Below are 22,032 nucleotides of genomic sequence, written 5' to 3'. Positions count from 1 at the left end.
AGTAATTTTTTCTATCCTCCTCATCTAACTGACAATAGGTGTCAGGGTATTCGTTGTAAGATAATTTTATGGAAAAATCATTAGGAGTGATAGAAATGATAACTGAATTATTCATGGGCCTTTTGTGGACATTATTACTCATTATCCTCTTGACTGTGCCAATTTTGATTCTTGGAAAAAAGAAGGTGATCAAACTGAATGCAAAACAAAAAAGATGGTGGGTTATTTTTCATGTACTGTTTGTGATGATATATTTCACAGGTGTTTTAGCAATTGTGTGTTTGAGTATTTTTGCGATGAATACTACTGATCGTGCACTCATAAATGCAGCTCACTTTTTCATGTATATATTTGATTTCTATTTGATCGTTCCTGGCGCACTAGGGAGTTTGATAACAGGAGTTTGGTTAGCCATAGGTACGTGGGGATTAATTACCTATTACTGGATAATAGTTAAATGGATAGGAAATCTTACAACCATTCTTTTTGGCAGTACGTTTATTGGTTATTGGATTCATGTATCTTTTCAAGCGCTTTTCCACAAAGGAATCGATCCAGCGAAAAATATTGATTTTCTAGCAAATCAGAGAAATATATTATTGGGCATTTTCATTATTTTAGGAATACTAGTTTTCTTGACAGCCATTTCTTATTTAAAACCTTGGGGAAAAAGATTTGTGACTTAGAACAATATTATATTCTTACTTGAGAAAAGAACATACCTAAATTAGGATAAAGAAGTTAAGTTCCCTCTATTTTCACTCAAGAGAGGCATTTATGTCTGAGAAGAAGATTTTTAAAGAAATCGACAAGGACTGGGCGGATCAGCAGAAGATAGATCGTTATTGTGCTCAGATGAAGCGTTCATTGCGTGATGGTACGATTTTATCGTGAAGCAGTATATGCCCAACGCAAGAGGTGAAGCTAAGGTAGAGCTTCAAGAGATCCTAAAGGAGCTGGAGCAGCACGAACATTAGTTCCGTTTGGGTCGAAGGGCAAAGGATGTGCGTGCACAGATGGTTCTTCTGGATAAGACGATGAAACATTTCATTGATCTGCAAAAGCGCCCTGTCCCTGTAAGGAGTGTTAGGGAGCATGTAGACCGACTGATGTCTGAAGTAATCAGCCGGTTATCCATTTTTGTTCAAAAGAAGAGATAGCCTTCGTTTTGCTGCCCACTGTAGTTGGAAAAATAAAAAAAGATCACCCACTAGGAGCGAGTGACAATAGATAGTTTCACAATAAACCACATTCGATATTCTTAAATATCAAAATGGGTGAAGCTATTTGTTTTAATTACCAACCCCATATTTAGAGACATAAATTTGCGAAGCTCCTCCTAAGTTAACAGCTTGAAATTTAATTTTGTAATTTCCACCTGTTTTAAAGCTATAATCCACGGAGCTATTGCCACCTTTTAAGGTTCTACAGTTTGTAACTGTTGATCCTTTATAGATACATACTTTGTATTGTGCTTTAGTAGGAGAGCTGCTGTTTTTGTAAGTGTAGGTACCTGCTGGAAGATAGAATGTATCGGTAATGAAATAGTTTTTAAATTTAGCCCAACCAGATTTATACGTTTTTGCGTATGAATCGTCTGCTTGGAGTGTGAGCCCTGATACAAGGGCGAAAGCGAATACAGCAAAAAGAGCAATCTTTTTCATCATATCGTAATCGCCTACCTTATGAAGGATTAAAGTTAATATGTTTTAAAATACTAACTATTCAATATTATATAGGAATACTATGTATTTTTAAACAACTAGACTTCTACATTTGGATGCTTTTATGACAAGAAAATATGACTTTTGGAGTGATGTTTATAAAAGGGAATGGTTACATAAAAATGGAACGACCGACTCCATCGAAATGATGGGCGATCATCCCGCATTTACTACTTCCATTGTTGTAGAGGGTCAAATAAATGGAGGAATTCCCTTACATTATTTGGAAGAAGCAAGGGAAATGCCTCTTTAATCCTAGATATATCCCAATCCCACCAAGAAATTCGTTGAAGTGCTTCGATTTCTTCCAATGAGAAGCGATGACGGGTAAATTTTGCTGGATTACCTGCGGCTATTCCATATGATGGAACATCTTTTGTTACCACACTTCTAGCCCAAATAACCGCTCCGCTTCCGATTTTGACTCCTGACATGATCACTGCTCCGCTGCCGATCCAGACATCATGACCAATGACTACATCTCCTCTGGTTTTTGGATGACTATGAAACTCCGCACCTTCTGGAACAAGGACGTTAAATGGATAAGTCGTAACCCAATCTGTTCGATGTTCTCCTTCTAAAAAATGCTCACATGGTCTGCAAACGAACAAAACTTACCTACCTTTAGTGTTGTTCCTTAAGGACTTTACAACCTTCCGAGCAATAAGACCAATCCCCAATTTCATATGCAGACAGCTCGGGAATATCTTTTAGGAACATTTGTACCTCCTAGTTAACATTCAGACAGATTTCCTCTAGCATATCAGTCAAACAAGATGTGGTGATTCTTTTTCAAATATATTTTTGGAATAAGTAATTTCCATGGGAGAATGTGTTTTATCAGTAATGGATATCATTTTATATTTTATTTTTATATTCATCTGATAAAATAGATGATAGCCAACACTTATTGGTTATCCGTCTAGCGAGAAAAGAGAAGACTATGCTTAAGACCCCTGCGACTGTCGACGAGCTCCTGCGAATGTTCGCAAAGCAAACAAGTGGCCTTGACTCGGGCGCAGTGCGCACGTTGGCTGAAGCCGCCATCAGCACCGGTCAGGCCAAGCTGGAACAGCTGAAGGTCACGGACGAACTCGAGGGCAATACGAAGGCCAGCGGGAACAATCTCCGCAAAATGCAAAAAGCAGAGAGCAAGGCGAGGACCGACTACGAGCGTATTCGTACAGCTTCTCTGGATAAGGTGACCAAGATCACGGAGGAGATCGACCACACTAAGCGGGACGATCTGTATCTGGACATGCTCAATGCAGTAACTGGCGGTCGGTGGCGGTAGGTAATTCTCTTTCCCCGCTAGTGCCAATCCCTCCTGCTTTCCGAGTAGGAGGGACCACTATTTACATATAAATGAAAACAATCATGTTAAAGTGATTGCTAAGAATGACTTTACCAAGCACATAAGTTTACCAGATTTTTTCCCTGCTTTTAGTTGTTCGTCTCTAACTACTTTCAATCTATCAGAGGTGTTTTTGCATTCCTGTGAAAACAAATGAATTTCCTCTTTGATGAATTTATTCACAGAAAACGCCATGCTTCCATTTATTAATCGGAGAGAAAGCATAGCGTGTTTTTTGTTTTGTGGGGAATATTTTGTTTTTAATGTGATGAAATATGAAAATGGATGCCCCTGCCACATCGTAGATGTGACAGGGACAGAGTGTAAGCGCATCAATCCGAGGAAGTTCCGAAAGTATGGATATTCCAAGGACTCAGACCGACCCTGTGATGATGAAACTTACACTTGCCACAACCATCACAAACGGGAGTATCTCCACATGTGCTGTTGTTTGTACCAAGTGCAGCACCGTTGGGAGCAGTGCTTACTTGGGTAGTTCCGAGATAGTCACATCCCTGCTGCTTTTCTGCCATGGGAAAGCCTTTCTCTGTGTGATGGGACAAATGGCTCTCTTCATGCAAGAGCTCCTTTATTGATAATTGTAACATAAATATTGCAAACAGTTTTTGTAAGATACAAATGGGTTTATTCTCCTTTTTGCCCACTCCCCATGCATGAATGCGGAGGATTCTTGGGACGATAGTCTCTCATGACCACTTCATTATCAAGCTAACCCCGTGAGCCCCACGGTTTAGATGTTCTTATGAATCATTTAAGCAGCTTGGTTATCGACTGCTCATGGTGAATATTATAATGCGAACAAGAGTTTGTAAATATTTTTCCGAAAAATGTAAGACTTATGAGAGGAGTAAAACCCCCTTCATTGCCTGATTTTCTCTTTCATCTCATCGCTGAAGCTTTGGTTTTCTCGCTCACAAAGATATAATGTACTTGAGACAGAACAAATGTCCGATGTTGAAATCATGGGGGAACATAAATGAAATTCGTATCATGGAATGTAAACGGGCTTCGCGCAGCTACAAAACAGGGGGATTTTCAAAACTATTTTCAAGAAGTAGATGCGGATATTTTTTGTCTACAAGAGACAAAGATACAAGAAGGGCAAATGGATCTTGATTTAAAGGGATATTATACGTATTGGAACTACGCAGAGAAAAAAGGCTACTCTGGAACTGCTATTTTTACCAAGGAAGAGCCACTTGCTGTTACATATGGACTGGATATCGAAGAACATGATCGAGAAGGCAGAGTTATCACGATGGTGTTTGAAGACTTTTATTTGCTAACTGTCTACACACCCAATTCGAAGCGAGGTTTAGCACGTCTAGATTATCGAATGGAGTGGGAAGAGGTTTTTTTGGACTATATCAAACGATTGGATAAACACAAACCTGTCATTTTTTGCGGTGATCTCAATGTTGCCCACCAAGAAATCGATATCAAAAATCCGAAAACCAATCGGAAAAGTGCAGGTTTCTCTGATCAAGAAAGAGAGAAGTTTAGTTTGCTATTAGATAAAGGATTTATCGATACATATCGTTATCTCTATCCAAATCAAGAAGGTGCTTACACTTGGTGGTCCCATTTTGCAAATGCGAGAGCGAAAAATTCTGGATGGCGTCTCGATTATTTTGTAGTATCAAAACGGCTGAAAAATAAGATCAAAGAAGCGAGAATTCGTAATCAGATTATGGGCTCGGATCATTGTCCGATCGAGTTGGAGATGGATATGTAGTTCTTTAATGAAAAAAGCTGATTCCCTATCATAAGAATCAGCTTTGCTATTACTGAAATAAAAAACGACATCGATCTGCTTCCTGTTATCTCCTTGATTTTGTCATCCTGATCTCGAACACGTCATTCCGATAGGAGGTTTTGACTCCTTCGTGGGATACAGGGCTTGGTAAGGGGATAGAGCGATGAAACCTTCCCGCATAGCTCTCTCGGCGAAGCATATTGTCTTCCTTGATATCTACCATTTTGTTGACGGAAGCCCTGATCGTTAAGATATCATTTTCCATTTGTATGTTTACATCTTCTTTTCGGGTTAGTCCCGGAATATTGCAAGTGACTACAACTTCTTTCTCTGTTTCCTGTACATCCACTTGCATCACACCAAATTGCTGCTGGGTTCCAAGAATGGATGGAAAGTCAGAAAAGAAACGATCGAATACTCTGCTTAGTTGTTCAAACGGGTCATATGGTAGCAATGACATAGGTTAACCTCCTTGCCATCTCTGTGTGGCTATTTGTCTTTTTATACAGAGATATTCCTGACAACGAGAAAAGTTCATGCGTATTAAGGGTGGGTACAAACCTGGAGAGGGCTGTAGTATACTTGTCTTATCAATCGATAAATTCAGTTATTTTCCGCACACCCTACGCGTCGGATTATCCCCAGAAGGTCGTGGGAAACGTCAAACGTTAGAAATACCAATGGATTTGGTCGTTTTTAGAAATTGATTTTTGTGATTTTTTACAAATATTAGGAAGTGATGATGAGGTGTTCGGAAATCTTGTTTTGGAGCAGGGTGTACCAAGGGATTTGACACACGCGGTTTCAAAGCAAAACACTTCCATAAGAGGATTGAAACAAGTTTCCGTCAGCATTTACGCATCCGTATAGGAAATGAATTAGTTGATGAGAGACGAAATGGTAAACAGCCAGTAAGTACTTAGCGGGAAATCTTTTCAGTTTAAATGAGTTTGATGTCAGAATTGCGAATCTAAGAAATCTAAAATAGAATGTGAGAAACCCCTTTTATGATATGTCGTTATTTTCATGGAAGGGGTATTTTCGAGAGGTTTAGTAGTACCAAATACACAGAGTTATCAAAACGATTCTCAAACTGCAAAGATAAAGAATCGTCGAACACATCGCTCCATCAGCACTTATGGGACTCCTTTTTATGATAAAATATAAAAGATCGTCGTTATCTGCTAAATGGCAGATGCTCGTGATTAATATGAGTGAAATTACGATGATAACAGGAAAGGATAAACAAGTGCCTTTTGAAACCCTGCTAGCCAGTACGTGGATCTGTGCACCAATAAAGCACTAAAGGTTTGGGATACAGGCAACCGACAAGAGGCCATGGACGGCTTTCTTGTTGACATGCGAAAGCATTCCGTAACAAAGCGCTTTTACAATTCGAGTGAGATTCTGGAAAGGGATCTCAGAAATAACTTGAATGACCGCAGTGAATTCGAGCGAGTCATGCGCAAGTGTGACCTTTGGTCTTTTTAAATCCTATCCGTCCTCGGTAGACACCCACTCCAAAGTGCCTACTGAGGGCATCACTTACTAAACTTCCATCTGCCTAGAACATATATACGATGTACTTTTATTTTGGGGTTAGATGGATCAAAGGATTTGACATGCGCGGTTACAAAGCGAAACACTTCATAAGAAGATTGAAACGGTTTGTGGTAACCTGTATATGATTTTTCCACCATTGTTAAAAAGTGAAACACTTCAATAAGAGTTTGAACTTATCTTTCCATATGAGTGTTTTCTTCTTAAAATTTTCATAAGTTCCCAATAAATGCTAAGAAAATAGTATAGTCTCTAGCCTTGCTAACTTTGATAGTTCATCAGCGGCATGCCTACAAATTCACGAAATGATCGAATTTGGTTATTCTCGAACTCAAATACAACGTTGAGTTCATTACTATAAGGCGCATTATTCAAAGTCCCTTCTGCACGGAACACCACGATGCCATGATTCCTATCTTCCAGTTCGATTAAGGGAGTTAATTGCAACTGCAAGGTTTCGCGTTCAAAGCGAACTAGTTCCTCCAATCGCTGCTTGCCTCGTTGTTCCTCTTTCCATTCCTCGAAAGGTAACGGAACAAAGAAATGAAAATCCTCAGTGACAAGCGAAAGAAATTCGTTTACTTGGCCTTTTTCAAATGCTCTCTGGAAAGCCTGAAAAGCCTGACTAGTTCGGCTTTGGATGGATTCTGTTGCTAGATTAGTTGTTTCTTTTTTATTACCCATAGTTTTTATTCACTACTTTCTTGTCTTATTTGTTGATTGCAGATAAACTGTAACATAAAAATAAGACAATTCTTGTCTTATTTAATACTAAAACGATTCGAAAAGGAAAGGATATTTTTGCATAAATCACAGCGGCTTATTCAACTCATGATGGTGATCAACGCAAAAAAGAATGTTACAGTTCGAGAGCTCGCGGATGAATTTGGATTGTCTGCACGTACCATTTCCCGGGATTTACAAGATTTAAGTGAAATAGGATTTCCCATATACTCCGTTCAGGGACGTGGCGGCGGCTATAGGTTGTTACAAGAAAGGATGCTCCCACCTATAGCTTTTCTGGAAAGTGAAGCAGTTGCGATGTTTTTCGCTTTTCAATCCTTGCAGTATTTCGGTTCGTTACCATTTGAAGATGGGATGACCTCGGCACTTCTTAAGTTTTATCATTATTTACCTGATGACGTGAGAAGGCAAATCGATCGTTTACAAAACAAAATAGTAATCTGGAGTCCTCATCGATCTATGTCTTCTGCAAACCTCAAAACTCTATTACAAGCTATCATGCTTCAAAAAGTCGTGACGATCAGATACAGTTCAGCTGCTGAAGTAACAGAAAGGGATATTCAACCGATCGGAATCTATGCTAGTCAGGGATACTGGTATTGTCCAGCTTATTGTTTTTTGCGTAAAACATATAGACTTTTCCGTGCAGATCGCATTCTCTTTGCGAGCTTAAACGAATCTATCTCTTTCCGAGAAGATGTAGATCAAAGATCTGTATTTGACTGGGATGCCCCTGAAAAAAACAGATTGGAAAAAATCACTTTAGTCGTAAATATCACATCCAAAGGATGTAAAAAAATTGAATCAAATGGTTGGTTCGATGATACTGTTGATAGTAATGAGGACGGAAGTGGCACAGTTCGAGCTGTGATCCCCAAAAAGGATCTGGATTTTTATGTGGAAATGATCTGGGGATTAGGGCAGGAAGCCAAGATTATAGAACCTGTAGAAGCTGTAAACTATATCAAACAAAAAATCGAGATGCTGAGGCAGCAGTATGTCTGAGCTATATATGCAAATCTTTGATTATTGAAGTGGATAGTTTACATGCTAGAGACTTCCAATAAATCGGTCATATTTGATCAGTAGATTTAGCTGATAGAATAGGGGCAAATAAATATAGCTGCTTTACCATCCTTTAAAGTCTATTACCGTTTTCTGGTTGTTTACTCCTTAAACCCCTAAAACTTCGGCTGCAAATTTCCAAATGATTATAGTATACTTGTCTTACAAATCGATAAATTCAGCTATTTTTCCGAACATCTTATGCGTCGGATTTTTCCCTAGGGATCGTCGGAGACGTCAAACTCTATGTATAACAATGGGTTTGGTCATTGTCAGAATTCAGATTTAACGATTTTTATTCCAGTTATTAGGAGTTTTTGGCGAGGTGTTCGGAAATCCTATTTTGAAGCTAGATATACCAAGGTATTTGACCCGCGCGATTACAAAGCAAAACACTTCAATAAGAAGATTGAAACACATTGAAGTTATGATTGTAGGCTGCACGAATTTCGTTACAACAGGTTCAGGACAGTATTGTTTAAAAGATTACATACAAAGAAAAAACACCAGCTTCTCAGCTGATGTTAGAAAAATCGGTAAATTTGATTGTGAAAATTAATCGTTAATATCTTCGTCATCATTTGGACCCATTATTAGATTATGCAATAACATATATATCGTCATCACCTTTCCAATCCATTTCCTTTTGCAAATAAAACAGTTCTTTGTTTAAATGGATAAATTCTTGCTCATTTTTTAGTATATCATGGCATTCTAACAAGTGAAATAAAGCCTTAAACTGCCTATGTTTAAAGCGATTTGCTTTTGCAAGGGAGTATGCTTCTGTATACAATGGGATCGCCTCATTAGTTTGATGCTGAGATTGATAAAAGTACCCATTAACAATTAGTGCTTTTGTTAAACGATAAATATCTTTGATATCTCTTCCAATTTGAATAGCTTTGGTAACATAATCATTGGTCAGAGCCCAGTTTTGTTGACTATTATAGAGGATAGCTAGATTGGTGTAGGCATCTACATGTCTACGAGGAAATTGTATGTTTTTATCCAAGCAAATAACAGTGTGAAAATATTCACTTGCAGCATCATAATTTTTTTGTTGTAGATAGATCAATCCCAAAATCATTAAAAAGTCAAAAGTGAAGCGATTCCAAGGATTGCTTTGTGCAATTTCGAATCCTTTCAAAGCAAAATAAATTGCATCCTCTAACTGGTTTCCTTTTAATAAAAGATTAGCTTTTGATTTATAAAAATTAAGTTTTACCGGATGACTTTCTACCTGTTGAATGGAGTTCCAAACTTGTCGAACTAGTTGGAGTGCTTGAGCATTCTCCCCTTGTTTTTCAAGAAAAATAATTTTGTTTCCTAATAACATGTACTTCACTTTATTGTGAGGGATAGTTTCATTTAATTGGTTTAAGCCTTGTTCTGCCAAGATTAGAGCCTTTTCTATATTGTTTTTTTTATAACTACTAGAGCTTAGTAGGCAAAAACAATCAGAAAGAAAATTAGGTTTTGGATTTAAATGATATTGTTTACAAATACTCATCGTATGGTGAAGTGTCTCTTCGGCAATCTCATATTCTCGTTTGTAATAGTGATAGTATGCTCGGAAATAGAGGACAAGCGGGTGTAGCGGATGGTATTCGGCTAAGGAAAACCGGTCGATTTTCTCTTTTGCCTCTGAGAGGCTCTGTCCATTTAACATTGCTTCGATTAACTTTAATGAATTTTGATACTTCTTGATCTCCTTTGTTGCTGCTTCGATTCGTTTTGGCAGTTCCTTTTTGCTGATCCCTAGTTTCTCTATGATGTGGATGATTTTGATTTCTTTTACAGGTGCGGTCTGGTTCTCCATATTGGAGATTGTACTTACTGATACGGTTTTATCTGCTAAATCCTCTAAGCGCCAACCTCGTGCACTTCTTTCTTTCCGAATCAGATAGCTGATCAAGTCAGCGTTTTTTTCCAAATAAGACGTTTTCATTTCTCACACTCCGACATCTCTGTTTGATCAATAGCGTACAAGATTATAGATGAATAATCAAATAATTTCCATTTTAATTTTAATTTTGAAATAAAGGTATAAATTAACGGTTTTTTAGCCATATTTGATTGTATAACGATGGATTAGTCTGCTCATTTTAATTCGCAAATTGAAATACAAAAAGTGATTATATTACCATTATTTAGTTTATCATTTCAGCAAATACAAAGGAGGTCAGATTGATGGAACAAGAAACAAACAAAAGGAACAATCCTTTACTCCCTTCGATCCTGCCAGATGAGGTAGTTCAACTAACCGTCGCAGGTACTGGTAAAAAAGTAAGAGGGTTTTGGGAGTTTATCAAACACTGCTCATCGTATCGGTTAGATACAGATTTAAACCCTGTCTTTGATAAGCAAGATAACAGGGAAAAGATGCATATCGTGATGCAGCTTACAGAAACTCCCGCTCGTTCAATAAGTGAAGACAAGACAGTGAGTAAGGTGCAGATACAAGCTCAGAATGGACAAACCATCCTATTTACCATGCTGGATACTAAAGTTATTGAGATGTTAGATGGCATTGTTTATATTCAAGGAGCAAACTTTGATATATTTGCTTGTCCAACTCATGTAAGACAAAAGGATAGAGAAGTAGTAGAAATAGAGGAGATAAACTCGACTGTAGAGCAATAGATGTTTATCAATGAGGTATAATCATGAGAAAAATTGTAGTATAGTTAGCTTTAGCAAATAAAAATCACTTACTCTTTTCCGAACACCCTATGCATTGGGATTTTCCCCAAGAGGTCGTCGGAAACGGCAAATCCTATAAGTATCAAGGGATACAGCTATTGTCAGAATTTGATTTTGTTCATTTTTACCCAGATATTAGGTGATGACGACGAGGTGTTCGGAAATTGTATTTTTGGATTAGTGATAACTAGGAATCTGAGCCGCTCCATTACAAAGCGAAACACTTCATTAAGAAGATTGAAACTTTTGTATAATCCACTAGTTAAATTGCTTTGTAGTATTACAAAGCGAAACACCTCATTAAGAGGATTTAAACGAGTGTACTGCTAGGGATGTTCCTTGATATGACGTTACATTTTGGGTAGAGGATGAAACCAAAGAAAAATACCAGCTCATCATTGATAGCTTCAAAAACAAAGAATGGATAGGGAAAACAAAACAACCCGTATCTCAAAGGAAGTTAGCTGATGGAAATCTATATGTAATGGCTGAAGTCCTCTTCTTGATTTGGACAGAGGATAAAGATAAAGTTCACCATATCAATCTGAGTTACAGAAACTTATTTTTGTGAGGTTAGATGAAACAAGGAGATAAACGTGGAGCCGGGTGACCTCTCCGTTTTGGAGAAATCACCCGACACAAAGAGCAATTACGGATCACGCTCTCGTCGATTCATCAACGCCGACGAAGCTTGTTGATGCAAGCGTTGACGGACAAAAAGATCGAGAAGCCGATGGCACCAGAGATCACGCCGAAGGCAAAACCTGTTGCGATTTCCATTAGTCCTCCATTTGAGGTTGCCCTGTATCTAATAGGTTAAATGATTTTATCAGTATTATCAACTAAAATAGGCAGCGCGGCTGCAAGGAGTGATTGCATGAGATCAAAAAAGAAATACAGAACTATATCGAACTGGAACAAAACGCAATAAATCATTTAAATAACAAATTGATGAAAAATTGGAAAAGAACGAAGAATGAAAAAGAAAAAAATCTGAAGATGCTCACACTATCAATATTGTCGGGGGCACGTTAGTCTCTAGTAAGTGAAGGACTCGACAGCAAAATAAACAAATCCGCACTTATTATTATCTTAATCTTCAGATTTAAATATATTAGAGAGCACTTGGAACTCGGCACATCTTCGAGGCTGACGCGCGAAGGGGGATGCAAACCCGCTCGAAGCTGAAATGCTTCTTCAGGGAGTTGCTCTAGTCGACGCGATCCAGCTGAGCTGATCTGACCCTGAGGCTGCCAAGAAGGAGCTGGAAAAGATCGACGCGAAGCTCAAGGTTCTCAGCGAGTAACGCCATGATCACCTTGGGACGGGGTCAATACATGGTGTTGATTCCGCCCCATCGTTAACATTCATCTAATGATGTTTATATAAAACAAAGAAAAGTTGCATAGATAAAAACTTGCAGCTTTTTTGTTGTTTATATCGTTATTCAATGAATAAGACACGTTATACAAACTTTTATAAATATATACTTATGACATTACTATTTGTCACAAAACCTCTCAGAACGGTGTATATTTGGAGTCATCCAAGATAGGTCCAAAAGCGGCACAATAGATAGAAATAATTGTAAATGCAAATAACGATAAGGTTTTATAGCTCATGTTCGGAAAAATAATCAATAAAAAATCAAGCAATTATGAAACACAAGGTTAAGTATGCAGTGGAAAAGATAAAAATCCATACACTAAAACCAAGTCTAGGTTAGACTTGGTTTTAACATAATATATATATTAGCTATAAATTGTTTCGGAGGGACTATTTTGTTATTAACTTGATAGACATGCATTGGTATCCCTACTTTAATTAATCCGTTGATTTGCGAGTAATCATCCAAAATATCAGGGCGATGACACTAAAAGAAGCTCCCAAAAGACAGACACCATTCCATCCAAATTTATCATAAATATTTGTTGAGGTTATTGAACCAGTGGCACTACCGATTGAATAAAAAGTCATGTATGCAGCAGTAAGTCTACTTCTTGCTTCAGGGCGTACTGCCAAAATAAAACTTTGGTTGGTAACATGAACAGCTTGTACAGCGAGGTCTAGAAGAATGATTCCAATCACCAATGCAAGTAGAGAGTAGTTTATCAAGTCGATGAGAGCCCATGAGGAAACTAATAACAAAAGCGCAATTCCTGTGGTTCTTTGTCCTAGCCCTCGATCTGCAAACTGTCCAGCCTTCGCAGCTGCAATAGCTCCAGCTACTCCAGCAATGCCGAAAGCTCCAATAATTGTATGGGAAAGAGAGTGTGGTGGTGCGCTCAGAGGTAACACCAAGGAAGTCCATAGGGTACTAAAGGTAGCGAATATAAATAATGCTAAGATGCCTCGAATAAGTAAAATCCTTTCCTCAGCAAATAATAAGAGTACAGTACGCAATAACTTTGGATAAGACAAAGGAGATTGCTTAAATGTTGTATTTGGCAGTTTTTGTGAAAACAAGATAACGATCAGAAACATAAGGACAGCTGATGTAAAATAGACCGCGCGCCACCCTTCTAAATCTGCAACGATACCAGCAATGGTTCGAGCTAAAAGAATACCTATCACAATTCCACTAGTCACAAAACCAACGATACTACCACGTTCAGATGGCGAAGACAGAGTCGATGCATATGCAACGATTGTTTGCGTAATCGTCGCTAGTACCCCTATGATAGCGATTCCTAGGAAAAAGATAATCTTAGAAGGTGAAAAGCCAATGACTACAAGAGCACCACACATTATTAACATTTGACTTAGAATAAGGCGACGAGGGTTTACTATATCCCCAAGTGGGACTAAGAATATCAGACCTATAGCATAAAAGATTTGAGTGACAGTTATTACAATCCCGATGGTGGAGGGATGAATATGAAAATCATATGCTATCGAATCAAGTAGCGGATGAGCATAATAAATATTTGCAACAGCTAATCCACAAGCGATTGCTAATAATACTTTCATATAAGGTGTGATAACGGATTCGGTAGCAGATTTAGAAAAAATTGTTTCTGTATCTTTGTGATTCATTCGATTGATTGATAATTTTTTGACACGCATACTATTTTTCCCCTTCCTAAATTTCATACCGATTAGTATGAAATTGTTCCCAAAGAATAAATCATATTGATTCGTGTGTCAAGTGGATCATATGCAGATTCCTTGTCGGATAGGGAAGTATATATGTCCCTGATTTGACATCAAAGGTCGTTTTTGCTAATATATTTCGTACTAAACGGTATGTTTATATCCGAGACATTTGAATATCTATTAATGAAAATATCGGGAAAATGGGGAACCAGATTTAGAGATTATAAAGGAGGGAAAATAGTATGGGGCGAAAGCGTGAATTCGATGAGGAAAAAGCACTAGATGCCGCGATGCAGGTTTTTTGGAAGAAAGGCTATCACGCTACATCATTGACTGATTTGACTATGAATATGAAATTGCAACGGCCCAGTATATATTCAGCGTTTGGCGACAAAGAAAAATTGTTTGAAGCAACACTGCGTAACTATACAAAATTACATATTTCTAACATTCGTTCAAAACTTCAACCTGACAAGTCGGTAAAAGATGCGATTCGTTCGTTTTTTGAGGGCTTAATCGAAGAAGAATATCAAGGGAATCAGAACAAGGGATGCTTTTGTATCAATACCATGGTAGAACTTGCGCCGCATGATGAGAAGTTTGAAATTTTAACAAGGGAGCACCAAATGTATCTTTCTGTCATTTTTCAAGAAATGATACAAAAAGGGATTCAATCAGGTGAATTTCATAGGGACTTAGATGCCAAAGCCTTAGCGCAAACCTTTGTTGTTTCTTTGATCGGGATTACTGTTTTGATGAAATCACGCCCTGAACAATCCTTTATTGATAGTGCTATAAGTAATACTCTATCGTTATTGAAATAAGGCAGGAGACAAACTATGATGTGCGACTTGAAGCCCTCTCTGTAATGATTTTCTATGATCGCTAAAGGCCATGTAGTAATAGGTGCATGTATAGAAAATCACAGCTTTCTGTACATGCTAAGCAGAAAGAAAGATTAATAAAATCTTTCTTGTGTGCATAAACCGTGTAAAGTTATGTATGTTCAGATTGATATGCCTAATTACTGGTGTCGCTACTGTGAATCAAAATTTAGATCTTTAATTGGTGCGTTAAAGGCATAGGCTTGTGAACAGATTCTTCAAGATAAAATAGACAAAACAAAGAGGATGCATGAAAATCTTCAATATGTTCGCACCCTAGTTGGTATGACGTTTGGATCGCTTAGGTAGAACCATGCATCATTTAATCCATGTGGTTAACGAGCTGATCGAAAACGGTATTAGTTTTCATAGACTTCAGGAAAATATTACGATAGATCGATCCGATGCAACCGGACAACTGATGTCTCTTTTATTTGGCTCTTTTGCAGAGTTTGAGCGGAATCTGATTCGCGAACGGACAGAAGCTGGTCAAGCTGCCACACGTGCAAGAGGGAGGTTAGGTGGTCGTCAGCAAAATTTGGGAAGAAAGAAGAAAAAATGATAAAAACGCTTGCTTCTAATGAACTTCGATTAAGGACATTGCCGAAATGATGGAGATTTCTTGTACCACTGTATATCGCTATATACATAAATAAAGGGAATTTGTCAGGGTATCTATCGAGCGAACAGCATATCCCAGATTTAAACGAAATCTATCGGAAAAAGTACTACAACGCATCTATACTCCATCCTCAGAGGCAATATACTTTGTGCTTCTTTTTCACGAGGTGCAAAATTCTTATTTAAGGCAATGGTTTTACTGAAAAATTTTCGAAAATTAGAATGTTTCCCAAAGAGTCACGATATTCCTGATGTTATCATTGACTATATTCGAGATTGCCTACACTTGCCTATCGATACACCTGTCGATATGCGGCCATCTATAGTAACTCGTAAACAAGGAACAAATAGATACTCTCAACAAACTACTCCTAAGAAGCGAAAACCAACAGATGAACGTGACAACATCAAGAAGCGGCAAAAAGAAGGGATTACCATTGCTAAAGCTAAAGGAAAACATTTAGGGTGTCCGAGAATTGAGCAGCAACAGACAACGCTTGAAACCCTCTATTCGAAATGGAAAGCAGAAGAAATAACAGCAGTTCATTTTATGTAAGAGCTTGGGCTGAAGAAAAATACATTTTATCGAACTATTAACAAATATGAAGAGGGTAGAGAAGCTTAAATATGGGGCAGAACCAGCAAACGGCTACTGAGGGGCAACAGCACACCATATAATGGAATCTATCTGACGGACTAGAGCAGGAACCGTCTCGTAAAAGTGGAGCGGCTGTGCACTCACTCTCGAAGGAATAAGCACACAGCCACTGTCAGGGAAGTTCTACGTCACTTCCCGGCGTTCTCGGACTGCTCCTCGCTCGGCTTGGAGGTCTCCTGAGAGTTGCCGGAACCATCCATGTGAACTCCTCACATCAGCTACACCGGAATGGTGTATCACTAGGAAATAATATATCAGTTAATCAAAACAATCTCAACTGCTCACCACGATCAAAATATAACCGAAACTGCTTGTGGGTGAATACAGTACCGCTGATAAGAATTTGATCGACACTCACATTACGATCAAATGATATTTGTACATTGCGCGTTGTGATGGCATCGATCCGAGCGGTAACACCTGCATATGGTGTCCTATCTTTTCCATACCAGATATTTTCACCCTTGTAGCGGTTCCATGTCATCACCTCCTAGTAATTATGTTTCATTCCGTTCGTTACCCAAATCAATAAATTATGTTTATTATTGGCTATTTAGATATGCCTGATTTGGCTCATTAAGTAAACATAACTGCTATTATGTTTCAAAATTATAAACCCTATAGCAGGGAATAGATATAAACTTGATAAAGTTTGTAGTATACTATCTTTAGAAAATAACAAATTATTTATCCATTTCCGAACAACCTATGGGTCGGATTTTTCCTAGAAGTTCGTCGCAAACGGCAAAACCCATGAGGATGAAGGGATGCAGATATTGTTGGAATACCGTTAGGGAGTGTTTCTTCTAAATATTAGGAGTTCGGAAAGTCTATTTTGGGACGAGTGATACCAAGGGGTTTGAGCCTCGCGGCAAAGCGAAACACTTCAATTATGAGGATTGAAACGCCTGATGAGCTACTAGCGAATTATTGCCTATTTCAATTGCAAAGCAAAACACTTCATGAAGAAGATTGAAACCACCTTTTCAGGGCTAAGACCGCCTACAATAGTGAATTGCAAAGCGAAACACTTCATAAAGAAGATGCGAACATGTGTTCTGGAAAATTTCGGCGAGATGTAATATTATTACAAAATGAAACAACTCCAAGGGCATAAAATCAACTGTATATTTACTCTAGAGTTAACCTACAGTATGACAAGGTTCATTAGATATTACATATACAAGAAGAAACACCAACCCAATTATGACTGGTGTTTGAACAATGGATAAAGTTGATGCGAAAATTAATCATTACTATCTTCTATCATGATTTTTCTCATTATTAAGTTATGAAAGACTCTATCTAATCAAAGAAAAGAACCGATTAAAATAGCTGTCGGTTCAGTTTTTCACATATGTTCAAGTTGTCCTTCCGTACTGTTTGTGGATCCTATCTGTATTCTTAGCACGAATCACCACATCCACATCCGCATCCCCCAGGATCACAAGAGCCACGATTATCGTCATCATACCAACTGGGGTCATCCCAAGCGGCATCATCCCACCCGTCGTCACTATTATAACTTGGTGTACGTCGGTTACTCAAAATGGAGGATAGAACCGGAACCATCCCTGAAACTACGAGTGCGGGAATACCAACTAGCAGATAGTTTCCTGATACCAATTGAACTCCACTGATCGCAAATATAAAAAAGCTCATGATGGTTAAAAAAAACAAACTATTCACTCCTTTTCGATATGAATATTTTGATTTTTCTATAAAATAATTATACTATACTATGGAGTGCTGCACTTGTTCTTTTTGAAATGGCTGGAATCCTACCATAAAAATACGTTTTAAGGACGTCGCTCGGAAGAAAGTAAGAGGAATTTAGGAATTAATCAACCATTGCTTATACAATCAATTAGATTCAGATTTACGGGTCTTTGATCACTAGAAGGCGTTGTTTATATCTAAGGGGAAAACTTTCTATTTTTGTCTGTTCAGCTTTGCTATACAAAGAGCAGATCAACATCGTTGTAGAACAATAAATGGTATCACAATGAGATAAAAACGTAATGGTGGTTGTAGTATACTTACTATTAGAAAATAACAAAATTATTTTTTTCCTGTACATATACCTCGTATTTTTAGGAGGTCGTCGGAAATGTCCAAGCTTATGAGGATCAGAAGATGCAGTTGCAATACGGTTCGTAAATATTTTCTCTAACTATTAGGTGGAAAAAACGGTATTCGGAAGATTTGTTTTGGGACAAGTGCTGCTAAGGGCTTTGAGCCGTGCGATAACAAAGCGAAACACTTCACTTAGAAGATGGAAACTAGGATTTGCTCCATTCTACCTTTGCACCTTTGATTACAAAGCGAACACCTCAACAAGAGGATGGAAATTTTTCTAAAATCTTTTCCGTTTCAGCTACTTTGGGTTAATGACAAAACGAAACACTTCATTTTAGAAGATGGAAACTCCCATGGTTGAGCTAGAAATGCTGTAAACTATCAAATGAAAAGAAAACACCTCATTAAGGTGTTCTACTTGCTCTTTATAAAGTGTGATTTTAAGCAGGAGAGAAAGAAATGATAACAGGAAGGTTATGTAATCCTACTTCTATTTATGACGATTCAGAGTTTCATCAACACATATGTAGAGATGGAATGAAAGGAGAGAACATGTACACTTTAACCTTAACCCTAAATTTGCTTACCAGAAAAAAAGAATTTACCGGCGTGCATTACCGTCGCTTGCATGCGTTTGTGCTTGGATCAATGAAGGAAAGTGACCCTGCATTATCGGAAGAAATCCATTCCCGAATAGAACGTCAAATCTTTGCTATCTCCTATGAGCAAGAGAAAATAAGGATCTACACTCCTAGTAAACGAATCATTTCTTGTTTGCAACAAACGTTATTAGATCGAAAGCTGGTAGATTTGTTTGATTGGCAAGCGCAGATTATAGAGATCGCTGCTATTTTCACTACTCCAGAAGAAGTACAAAATACGTTTCACGAAAAGTTTACGCTCCGCTTTGTAACGCCCACGACCTTTTATCAGTATGGAAACTACTATCCACTTCCTGAGTTGAACCGATTATTATCAAGTGCCAGTAAAGTCATGCAGATCGTCGAAGGAGTAGAAGTGAGCAAACACCAATTGGAAACGATGGCGAGAATGATTCGAATCGAGTCTGCAAATATAAAGACAGAGCGAATCTCTTTTGGCAAATTTAACATTATCGGATTTTGCGGGGAGCTGTCTTTGCAATGCAAAGCACTTCCAAAAGAAGATCAGTATATAGTCTGGAAACTGGTGAATTATGGGACGATGATGGGATTTGGATATAAAACAGCTTGGGGATTAGGCAGAACACAGCTTATTATCCCTAAATCATCAGCACATGTAAGGAATCCCTAACTATCCTATTCTATTTCTCCATACTCAGAGTAGTACAAGGAAGCTAATATCGTACACTGAATCGAAAGTTGCTAATAATTCACCTTTTTTGAAAACCAAATAGGTCAGATCGACGAAAATGTGAAATCCTTTTACAACAAATTGGTACAGGTTTTGAGGCATGCGGTTTCCAAGATAACCACTTTAATAAGAAGATTGAAACTGTAGAATATAAAGCTCATCCGAAAACATTCGATACGTTTCCAAGATAAACACTTCACAATGAAGATTGAAACACGATAATCCCCCCTAGTCCGTCACCTTCTCGACGTACTTTTCAACCATGAACACTTCATTAAGAAGGTAGAAACCCTTCTTTATCCGTTCGATGTTTTTTAATACCTTTGGTTTCCAACATAAACACCTTATCAAGAGGATGGAAACCCCAGAATGATCGAATTGAGATGAATGACAAATTCCTCTCCTTCCAATCAAAAACCCAGTAATCTTTCAATCTTTTTCCATATAATTCAAACCCTTGATGCTTCCAAAGCAAAGATATCAAGGGTTTTTTGTGATTTATTTATGTGAAAAGAAATATTTGCAGTAAAAAGGATTTTATCTGATTCATACTGACGGAAATTGTCAGTTAACACCTATTATAATTAGCCATCAAAGCATACTTTAGAATTTATAAGGAGTAATTGATATGAGTAAAAAACGTAGATTATCCACAAATGTGGCAGGTGATTTTTATGTGAACTCTGCTTGTATTGGTTGTGGTGTTTGCAGGCAGCTAACACCTGACGTGTTTTCCATGGTGGATGGGCTATTTGCTGTGACACAGCAACCAAAAGAGGAATGGGAAAAACGGAATGTTTTTCACGCACTATTGTCATGTCCTACAGCAGCGATAAATAGTGCAGATAAGAATGGTCTAACGGAAGTGATGCACGATTTCCCACTCTTGATAGAGAAAGATGTGTATTACTGTGGTTTTACTTCAGGTAAGTCTTATGGTGGACATAGTTATTTTATCAAACACCCAGAAGGAAACTGGCTGATCGATGCTTCTAGATTTGTTCCACTGTTAGCAAAAAGATTGGAAGAACTCGGCGGAGTAGATATTATTTTTCTGACTCATAATGATGACCAAGAGTTTCTCGATGCTGATTTGTATGCGAAACGATTTGGTGCAAAGCGTATTATACACATGAAAGATAAAGTTCCTGAATTAGATGCAGAACATCTCGTAGAAGAGATTCATTCCATGAATTGGTCTGAGGATTTTCGGATCGTAGTTGTCCCAGGGCACACTGAGGGGCATATGGTGCTTTTATATAAAAAGAAATACCTTTTTTCCGGTGATCACTTATATTGGGATAGCATGAAAAACTCTCTTTCTGCACCAGAAGGTTTTTACTGTTTTTATTCTTGGTCTGAGCAAATGAATTCCATGAAATCTCTGATGAAAGAATCGTTTGAATGGGTACTTCCTCGTCACGGTGAACGTATTCAGCTTGCTCCAAAGGTAAGGAAAGAAGCAATGAAACGATTGATCCGTCATATGGAGGATACGATTTAAGTTATTCGTTTGGCATACTTGCGAGTTAGAAGAAAATATACTATATTAGGTGTTACCTAATAAGTTAAGGTAATGCCTAATAAAAATACATAAGGTGATACGATGTTGATATGGATGCTGCGAAAATTAATGGCGGATAGAGGGATTTGGAAGGGGTCTGAACTAGCTAGATTATTGGAAGAAAAAGCGGGATATCGTTTATCTGCTCCATCTATTAGTGCGCTGTTAAATGGTCAACCCAAACAAATGAAGACGGAAACTTTAGACGCTTTATGTACTGCCCTAGAGTGTACGCCAAATGATCTATGGGTGCATCGTACTTAAAATAGAGATGTGAGTGGGGGAGAAAAGATGGCTGAGAGAAAAATATTACCTTTTGGAGAACCTGTCCTTCGCAAGGTTGCAAAAGATGTGATGCGCTTTGATGAACACACATGGAAACTATTAGACGATATGATAGATACACTGAATGCAGATGATGGAAGAGCGGGATTGGCTGCTCCACAAGTAGGGGTTTTACGTCGATTGATCGTGATGAAAAGCGAAGATGGCGGGATCATCGAGCTCATTAACCCAGAGATTTTGGAAATGAGTGGAGAGCAGATTGGTCCTGAGGCATGTTTGTCATTTCCGGGATACGCAGGGATTGTCAAACGTGCCTATTATGTAAAGCTAAAAACGTTAGATAGAAATGGAAGAGTACATATCCTTGAAGGGGAAGATTATTTAGCAAGATGTATGCAGCATGAGATAGATCATCTAAATGGTATTTTATTTATAGATCATGTTAAAGAAAATGAACTCTATCAGGAAAGAACAAAGAAGGCAGTGCGTCTGCTTGATGTGATTCGCTTATCGAATGGGGTAAGATAGGGATAAAATGAAGTATACATTTTAGAAAATATGTTTT

General features: G+C 38.0%; 22 protein-coding genes and 1 pseudogene. 14 read left to right on the top strand and 9 right to left on the bottom strand.

The window, feature by feature from the left end:
* Positions 1-95 precede the first annotated feature (95 nt).
* Complete coding sequence (locus GSM42_RS13715) at positions 96-686, top strand: DUF2269 domain-containing protein (RefSeq protein WP_160802104.1); 591 nt, start codon at positions 96-98, stop codon at positions 684-686.
* A 606-nt stretch (positions 687-1,292) separates the two neighbouring features.
* Here GSM42_RS13715 and GSM42_RS13710 read toward each other — a convergent pair.
* Positions 1,293-1,667 (bottom strand): hypothetical protein, encoded by a 375-nt coding sequence (locus GSM42_RS13710; protein WP_160802103.1) that lies wholly within the window; start codon positions 1,665-1,667, stop codon positions 1,293-1,295.
* A 227-nt stretch (positions 1,668-1,894) separates the two neighbouring features.
* Positions 1,895-2,444: pseudogene (locus GSM42_RS13705) on the bottom strand (CatB-related O-acetyltransferase).
* A 262-nt stretch (positions 2,445-2,706) separates the two neighbouring features.
* Here GSM42_RS13705 and GSM42_RS13700 point away from each other — a divergent pair.
* Positions 2,707-3,018, top strand: a complete 312-nt coding sequence (locus tag GSM42_RS13700) for a hypothetical protein (protein ID WP_160802102.1) — start codon at positions 2,707-2,709, stop codon at positions 3,016-3,018.
* Between the two features lie 392 nt (positions 3,019-3,410).
* Here GSM42_RS13700 and GSM42_RS13695 read toward each other — a convergent pair whose 3' ends face one another.
* Positions 3,411-3,611: a hypothetical protein gene (locus GSM42_RS13695; RefSeq protein WP_160802101.1), complete on the bottom strand. Its 201-nt coding sequence runs from the start codon at positions 3,609-3,611 to the stop codon at positions 3,411-3,413.
* Between the two features lie 464 nt (positions 3,612-4,075).
* On the opposite strand from GSM42_RS13695, the gene GSM42_RS13690 reads away from it, so the two are divergent.
* Positions 4,076-4,834, top strand: a complete 759-nt coding sequence (locus tag GSM42_RS13690; protein ID WP_160802100.1) for an exodeoxyribonuclease III — start codon at positions 4,076-4,078, stop codon at positions 4,832-4,834.
* 85 nt (positions 4,835-4,919) lie between these two features.
* Here GSM42_RS13690 and GSM42_RS13685 read toward each other — a convergent pair whose 3' ends face one another.
* Both GSM42_RS13685 and GSM42_RS13680 read right to left on the bottom strand, forming a co-directional pair.
* The gene (locus GSM42_RS13685; protein WP_338055303.1) at positions 4,920-5,315 is read right to left on the bottom strand and encodes an Hsp20/alpha crystallin family protein; all 396 of its coding nucleotides are present in this window, start codon (positions 5,313-5,315) and stop codon (positions 4,920-4,922) included.
* Positions 5,316-6,676: 1,361 nt separating this feature from the next.
* Complete coding sequence (locus tag GSM42_RS13680) at positions 6,677-7,099, bottom strand: nuclear transport factor 2 family protein (RefSeq protein WP_160802099.1); 423 nt, start codon at positions 7,097-7,099, stop codon at positions 6,677-6,679.
* Positions 7,100-7,216: 117 nt separating this feature from the next.
* Here GSM42_RS13680 and GSM42_RS13675 point away from each other — a divergent pair, with 117 nt between their 5' ends.
* Both GSM42_RS13675 and GSM42_RS20685 read left to right on the top strand, forming a co-directional pair.
* A complete protein-coding gene (locus GSM42_RS13675; RefSeq protein WP_160802098.1) occupies positions 7,217-8,164 on the top strand; it encodes a helix-turn-helix transcriptional regulator in 948 nt (315 codons plus the stop codon).
* Between the two features lie 385 nt (positions 8,165-8,549).
* Positions 8,550-8,783, top strand: coding sequence for a hypothetical protein (locus GSM42_RS20685; protein ID WP_237446611.1), 234 nt, complete (start codon positions 8,550-8,552; stop codon positions 8,781-8,783).
* A 39-nt stretch (positions 8,784-8,822) separates the two neighbouring features.
* Here the strand turns inward: GSM42_RS20685 and GSM42_RS13670 are convergent, their stop codons facing one another.
* Positions 8,823-10,172, bottom strand: a complete 1,350-nt coding sequence (locus GSM42_RS13670) for a helix-turn-helix domain-containing protein (RefSeq protein WP_160802097.1) — start codon at positions 10,170-10,172, stop codon at positions 8,823-8,825.
* Positions 10,173-10,414: 242 nt separating this feature from the next.
* Between GSM42_RS13670 and GSM42_RS13665 the strand changes: the two genes are divergently transcribed.
* Positions 10,415-10,867 carry a hypothetical protein gene (locus tag GSM42_RS13665; RefSeq protein WP_160802096.1) on the top strand — a complete coding sequence of 151 codons (453 nt, stop codon included), beginning with the start codon at positions 10,415-10,417 and terminating at the stop codon, positions 10,865-10,867.
* A gap of 1,884 nt (positions 10,868-12,751) precedes the next feature.
* Here GSM42_RS13665 and GSM42_RS13660 read toward each other — a convergent pair.
* Positions 12,752-13,963 (bottom strand): MFS transporter, encoded by a 1,212-nt coding sequence (locus GSM42_RS13660; protein WP_160802202.1) that lies wholly within the window; start codon positions 13,961-13,963, stop codon positions 12,752-12,754.
* A 302-nt stretch (positions 13,964-14,265) separates the two neighbouring features.
* On the opposite strand from GSM42_RS13660, the gene GSM42_RS13655 reads away from it, so the two are divergent.
* The 4 genes from GSM42_RS13655 to GSM42_RS13645 all read left to right on the top strand — a co-directional run bounded on the left by GSM42_RS13655 (position 14,266) and on the right by GSM42_RS13645 (position 16,084).
* Positions 14,266-14,847 carry a TetR/AcrR family transcriptional regulator gene (locus GSM42_RS13655; protein ID WP_160802095.1) on the top strand — a complete coding sequence of 194 codons (582 nt, stop codon included), beginning with the start codon at positions 14,266-14,268 and terminating at the stop codon, positions 14,845-14,847.
* 373 nt (positions 14,848-15,220) lie between these two features.
* Positions 15,221-15,469, top strand: a complete 249-nt coding sequence (locus tag GSM42_RS20680; RefSeq protein WP_237446610.1) for a recombinase family protein — start codon at positions 15,221-15,223, stop codon at positions 15,467-15,469.
* A 46-nt stretch (positions 15,470-15,515) separates the two neighbouring features.
* Positions 15,516-15,563 carry a hypothetical protein gene (locus tag GSM42_RS20675; RefSeq protein ID WP_338055308.1) on the top strand — a complete coding sequence of 16 codons (48 nt, stop codon included), beginning with the start codon at positions 15,516-15,518 and terminating at the stop codon, positions 15,561-15,563.
* Positions 15,564-15,814: 251 nt separating this feature from the next.
* A complete protein-coding gene (locus GSM42_RS13645) occupies positions 15,815-16,084 on the top strand; it encodes a recombinase family protein (protein WP_160802094.1) in 270 nt (89 codons plus the stop codon).
* 364 nt (positions 16,085-16,448) lie between these two features.
* Here GSM42_RS13645 and GSM42_RS13640 read toward each other — a convergent pair whose 3' ends face one another.
* A complete protein-coding gene (locus GSM42_RS13640) occupies positions 16,449-16,670 on the bottom strand; it encodes a hypothetical protein (RefSeq protein ID WP_160802093.1) in 222 nt (73 codons plus the stop codon).
* 920 nt (positions 16,671-17,590) lie between these two features.
* The gene (locus GSM42_RS13635; RefSeq protein WP_160802092.1) at positions 17,591-17,866 is read right to left on the bottom strand and encodes a hypothetical protein; all 276 of its coding nucleotides are present in this window, start codon (positions 17,864-17,866) and stop codon (positions 17,591-17,593) included.
* Positions 17,867-18,724: 858 nt separating this feature from the next.
* Between GSM42_RS13635 and cas6 the strand changes: the two genes are divergently transcribed.
* The 4 genes from cas6 to def all read left to right on the top strand — a co-directional run bounded on the left by cas6 (position 18,725) and on the right by def (position 21,995).
* Positions 18,725-19,558 (top strand): CRISPR system precrRNA processing endoribonuclease RAMP protein Cas6, encoded by an 834-nt coding sequence (gene cas6 / locus GSM42_RS13630; RefSeq protein ID WP_160802091.1) that lies wholly within the window; start codon positions 18,725-18,727, stop codon positions 19,556-19,558.
* Positions 19,559-20,246: 688 nt separating this feature from the next.
* Positions 20,247-21,122, top strand: coding sequence for an MBL fold metallo-hydrolase (locus GSM42_RS13625; RefSeq protein ID WP_160802090.1), 876 nt, complete (start codon positions 20,247-20,249; stop codon positions 21,120-21,122).
* A 102-nt stretch (positions 21,123-21,224) separates the two neighbouring features.
* A complete protein-coding gene (locus tag GSM42_RS13620; RefSeq protein WP_160802089.1) occupies positions 21,225-21,446 on the top strand; it encodes a helix-turn-helix domain-containing protein in 222 nt (73 codons plus the stop codon).
* 27 nt (positions 21,447-21,473) lie between these two features.
* A complete protein-coding gene (gene def / locus GSM42_RS13615) occupies positions 21,474-21,995 on the top strand; it encodes a peptide deformylase (protein ID WP_160802088.1) in 522 nt (173 codons plus the stop codon).
* Positions 21,996-22,032 lie beyond the last annotated feature (37 nt).

The organism is Shimazuella alba, from assembly GCF_009831235.1.
GTDB lineage: Bacteria > Bacillota > Bacilli > Thermoactinomycetales > Thermoactinomycetaceae > Shimazuella > Shimazuella alba.
Note: the sequence above shows the minus strand (reverse complement) of the source record. Positions and strands in the feature narration are given on the sequence as shown.

Excerpts from the sequence above, each read along its gene's own strand:
- GSM42_RS13715 (WP_160802104.1), top strand. The coding sequence starts at position 96 with ATGATAACTGAATTATTCATGGGCCTTTTGTGGACATTATTACTCATT.
- GSM42_RS13710 (WP_160802103.1), bottom strand. The coding sequence starts at position 1,667 with ATGATGAAAAAGATTGCTCTTTTTGCTGTATTCGCTTTCGCCCTTGTA.
- GSM42_RS13700 (WP_160802102.1), top strand. The coding sequence starts at position 2,707 with ATGTTCGCAAAGCAAACAAGTGGCCTTGACTCGGGCGCAGTGCGCACG.
- GSM42_RS13695 (WP_160802101.1), bottom strand. The coding sequence starts at position 3,611 with ATGGCAGAAAAGCAGCAGGGATGTGACTATCTCGGAACTACCCAAGTA.
- GSM42_RS13690 (WP_160802100.1), top strand. The coding sequence starts at position 4,076 with ATGAAATTCGTATCATGGAATGTAAACGGGCTTCGCGCAGCTACAAAA.
- GSM42_RS13685 (WP_338055303.1), bottom strand. The coding sequence starts at position 5,315 with ATGTCATTGCTACCATATGACCCGTTTGAACAACTAAGCAGAGTATTC.
- GSM42_RS13680 (WP_160802099.1), bottom strand. The coding sequence starts at position 7,099 with ATGGGTAATAAAAAAGAAACAACTAATCTAGCAACAGAATCCATCCAA.
- GSM42_RS13670 (WP_160802097.1), bottom strand. The coding sequence starts at position 10,172 with ATGAAAACGTCTTATTTGGAAAAAAACGCTGACTTGATCAGCTATCTG.
- GSM42_RS13665 (WP_160802096.1), top strand. The coding sequence starts at position 10,415 with ATGGAACAAGAAACAAACAAAAGGAACAATCCTTTACTCCCTTCGATC.
- GSM42_RS13660 (WP_160802202.1), bottom strand. The coding sequence starts at position 13,963 with ATGAATCACAAAGATACAGAAACAATTTTTTCTAAATCTGCTACCGAA.
- GSM42_RS13655 (WP_160802095.1), top strand. The coding sequence starts at position 14,266 with ATGGGGCGAAAGCGTGAATTCGATGAGGAAAAAGCACTAGATGCCGCG.
- GSM42_RS20680 (WP_237446610.1), top strand. The coding sequence starts at position 15,221 with ATGCATCATTTAATCCATGTGGTTAACGAGCTGATCGAAAACGGTATT.
- GSM42_RS13640 (WP_160802093.1), bottom strand. The coding sequence starts at position 16,670 with ATGACATGGAACCGCTACAAGGGTGAAAATATCTGGTATGGAAAAGAT.
- cas6 (WP_160802091.1), top strand. The coding sequence starts at position 18,725 with ATGATAACAGGAAGGTTATGTAATCCTACTTCTATTTATGACGATTCA.
- GSM42_RS13625 (WP_160802090.1), top strand. The coding sequence starts at position 20,247 with ATGAGTAAAAAACGTAGATTATCCACAAATGTGGCAGGTGATTTTTAT.
- GSM42_RS13620 (WP_160802089.1), top strand. The coding sequence starts at position 21,225 with ATGTTGATATGGATGCTGCGAAAATTAATGGCGGATAGAGGGATTTGG.
- def (WP_160802088.1), top strand. The coding sequence starts at position 21,474 with ATGGCTGAGAGAAAAATATTACCTTTTGGAGAACCTGTCCTTCGCAAG.